The sequence below is a fragment of the Pseudoalteromonas sp. 31A1 genome (assembly GCF_011378815.1).
GTDB lineage: Bacteria > Pseudomonadota > Gammaproteobacteria > Enterobacterales > Alteromonadaceae > Pseudoalteromonas > Pseudoalteromonas arctica.
The window spans coordinates 1-3,021 of record NZ_WTKY01000054.1 but is presented as its reverse complement, the minus strand read 5'-3'; the positions used below and the strand labels follow the sequence as shown (position 1 = coordinate 3,021).

General features: G+C 38.9%; 3 protein-coding genes. All 3 read right to left on the bottom strand.

Annotation, left to right across the window (positions count from 1 at the left end; genetic code table 11):
- Positions 1-112: 112 nt before the first annotated feature.
- A complete protein-coding gene (locus GQR52_RS20215) occupies positions 113-973 on the bottom strand; it encodes an immunity 49 family protein (protein WP_165729600.1) in 861 nt (286 codons plus the stop codon).
- A 300-nt stretch (positions 974-1,273) separates the two neighbouring features.
- On the bottom strand, positions 1,274-1,726 hold the full coding sequence (locus GQR52_RS20210) for an SMI1/KNR4 family protein (RefSeq protein ID WP_007581123.1): 453 nt from the start codon (positions 1,724-1,726) through the stop codon (positions 1,274-1,276).
- On the bottom strand, positions 1,723-3,021 hold a 1,299-nt coding region (locus GQR52_RS20205), incomplete at its 5' end, for an HNH endonuclease (RefSeq protein ID WP_165729599.1). The genes GQR52_RS20210 and GQR52_RS20205, both read right to left, overlap by 4 nt.

Genomic DNA, 3,021 nt, shown 5'->3' with positions numbered 1-3,021 from the left:
CCATAAAAGTAGCCATTACTTGAAAGGTTAGGGCGCTAATCCTTTAAGGCTGCAGCGCCTAGCCTTACAACATTCATGTTGTTAAAGAGTGGGTAATTATTTATACGTTCGTTTATTCTGGTTTTGGTGGGTTAACATTGATTAGCCAATCAGGAATATACTCATTTTCAATAGTAAGTTGATAGCCTTTGACTTCTTTAGCGATAACGGCCATCGCGGTTAACGCTAAAGGGATAGCACCTTCATTGGCGCCTAATTGCTCCTCATCACTGTAATATTCTTTGTGCAGTAATAAAGCCTTTTCCATGGCGCTATTGTAGGCCTGCTCACCGTCTTCTGTGAAGATGGCTTCGATAACAGACACTAACGGCCACTTGAGACGGCTGACTAGTAAATATATCTCATCATCTGGATAATCATCTGGATTTGAGGTGACATACGCTTGCTCAAGTAAATGTGTTAAATCGGCGTTTGGATTGAATAGACCTTTGAGTAAATCAGCTAAGGCGTAATCAAACGGTTTGCGTTGGTCACCCAATCGCGCTTGACGAAATACGTCATTGTCGGTGGTGATTAAAAAATCAATAGCGTCTTGATTACGCACTATAATCGCGGCATATAATGCTTCTAACCACGTTGCGTGTTTAGTGCCATAGTCATCGGCTTTACCTATTACTTCTAGGTATTCGTCATCATAAAAAAATGCAAAGGCTTGACCATCATTGGCGTTACTTTGAAAAATACCGTGCCCTAATTGTGATGCGCGTAATAGGTAAAGCCAAGCATGGTAGCTATTAGGGTTTTCAATGGCTTCCATGGGGAAGGTGTCTATTAGATTACGCTTAAAATGATTATGTAGCCCATGGCTAGGATCTTCTTGAATGCGCCCAAGTCCCCCTTCTTGCAACCTATTGTATAACTTGATTGCTCTGTCATAGCTTCTTTGTGCAAAGCTGTAATGGCTTTTAATCATCTTAATTACTCCTTAAAATCCGATATCAAAAATAGACACATCAATGGTCTCGATTAAGCCATTGTCATTGGCTTTTTGTTGTATGTCTTAAAGGTGATAAAGTATTTATCATGTACTATTTAACAAGCTTGGGGGTTTACTTCATCAACACTGTCTTTTTCTATTTCGGCAATATATTAATTAAAAACAAAGTGAAGGTTGATTTTTATTGTTTAATGTTCCAATAAAACCAAGCTATTAAGAAGTTACTTAATAGCTTGGTTTTGAATATTGTAAGCTGTTAAAGAGAATTTAGGGTTCTTAAGAAGAATAAATTTTATCTAGGAATTCCTTAAAACTATCGGCTACCGGAAATATTGCTTCGTCCCCTTTAAACTCATGAGAGAAAAAAATAACCTTTGGTTCAATATTTTCTATTCTAAAGTCAAAGCAGAAGTAATCATCCCCAGGGGAATCAGCGAATGGAATAACTCCATATGGTATATTATCTTCCATGGTAGAGATAGTCGTTTCTACATTGTAAACGTTTTCGTAATCATCATCGGCAAAATGGAGTAAGCAACTAATAGCAGTTTCAATATTATTATTTATTAATATTGATGCAGGATTAGGTGCCTTCCCTTGATGCAAGTTCATAATCTCTAAATATTTCTCAGGATAAGTTATACCCATTCTTTTCTCAAACGAAGAAACGACTTGTTTGTTTAAAGGCTTATCTTTTTCCCACAAATACAATTCCCATTCGTTTATCATTTATATCCTCCTCCCCAAATTGACATACCTCCAGTATGAGGTAAAAAAGTTTTATGTTCTATTGAACTAATTAACTGCATTTTTCCTAAATCTTGATGATGATGCCATGTTAATCCCGGTGGCTTACTTTGAACTGATGGGCTCTTCATAAAAAACTTATGCTGCATTGGTGTTAAGTTCATTTTTTTAGCTAAAGATGGATCGTCTATTAATGCTTTTCGTATTGATTCATTTGCCGCCTGAAAGTGTTTGCCATGCTTTTGCGTTCCTAAATGTGAGGCATCAAGAGTAACATCGAATTTACTATTGAAAATAGGAAAACCATCTTTATCATATGTTATGGTTTTGCCATTTTTTGTAAAGCTTTTTCCTTTCTCGGCACCTTTAGGCATTTGGATTGAAATTGCATCGGCTTCGGTTTTACCGTATGGAATAACCATGCCATCTTTTGTAAGCATAGGTTTTTGAGTTTTTATATACACCTGCGTTGTTACGCCTCGATTGGTACCTGGTTGTAATGCCGCATCGGGCTTGTCAATGCGCTCAATTAATTTAGGTTGCTCAGGCGATACTGTGTGCGATATTGTTTTATCTAGCTGTTTGCGCTTAAGTATATCGGCCATATTAACCAGTGCGCGATTGGCGCTGGCAAGGTGTTTTGATTTACTCGCTGCAGAAGCGGCAACACCCACCCCGCCTGTTAGTATCGCTAATAATATTTCAAAGGCCATTACACCGGTTATACGTTGTTTATCTACGTACGAGTGGGCTTCAATATAGTCATACGGGAAACGTGCGAGTGTACTACGGGTGTCTTCATCGTCCATTAAGGCGAGTAATAATTCAAAGGCATCTGATAATGCACTGGTTGTTTTTTGGCTAAAGGCTAAAATTGTTTCAAGTTCGTGCTTAACTGCGTGCTTATCACCACTGGCAACGGCATCAATCATCCTAAAACAGGCAGAATACACACTGATATTTACATCAATCCCCAATACGATTAAATCAGCGATACCCGTTACAAGGGACTTTGCGCCTTGATACAGGCCTGTTGCGCGTGCACCGGTTTCAATCATCCATTGGGTAAAAAAGTCCTCTTGCTCAAAAATAGCATCGCCAATAGCTGCTTGTTTGCGTATTTCATTAAGCATGGAGGTGAGATGTTGTTTAAAGTCGTTACGCAGTTGGATGAGTTGTTGTTCATCAGCTTGAGTGGTTGCGCGCAGCAAAACATCACTTTTACCTTGCGGTAAATTAGCCAAGGTGGCTACACCGTTTGCCAGTGAGCCGGTGTG

Bases quoted from the DNA above. Each gene is read 5' to 3' on its own strand.
- GQR52_RS20215 (WP_165729600.1), bottom strand. From the start codon at position 973: ATGATTAAAAGCCATTACAGCTTTGCACAAAGAAGCTATGACAGAGCA.
- GQR52_RS20210 (WP_007581123.1), bottom strand. From the start codon at position 1,726: ATGATAAACGAATGGGAATTGTATTTGTGGGAAAAAGATAAGCCTTTA.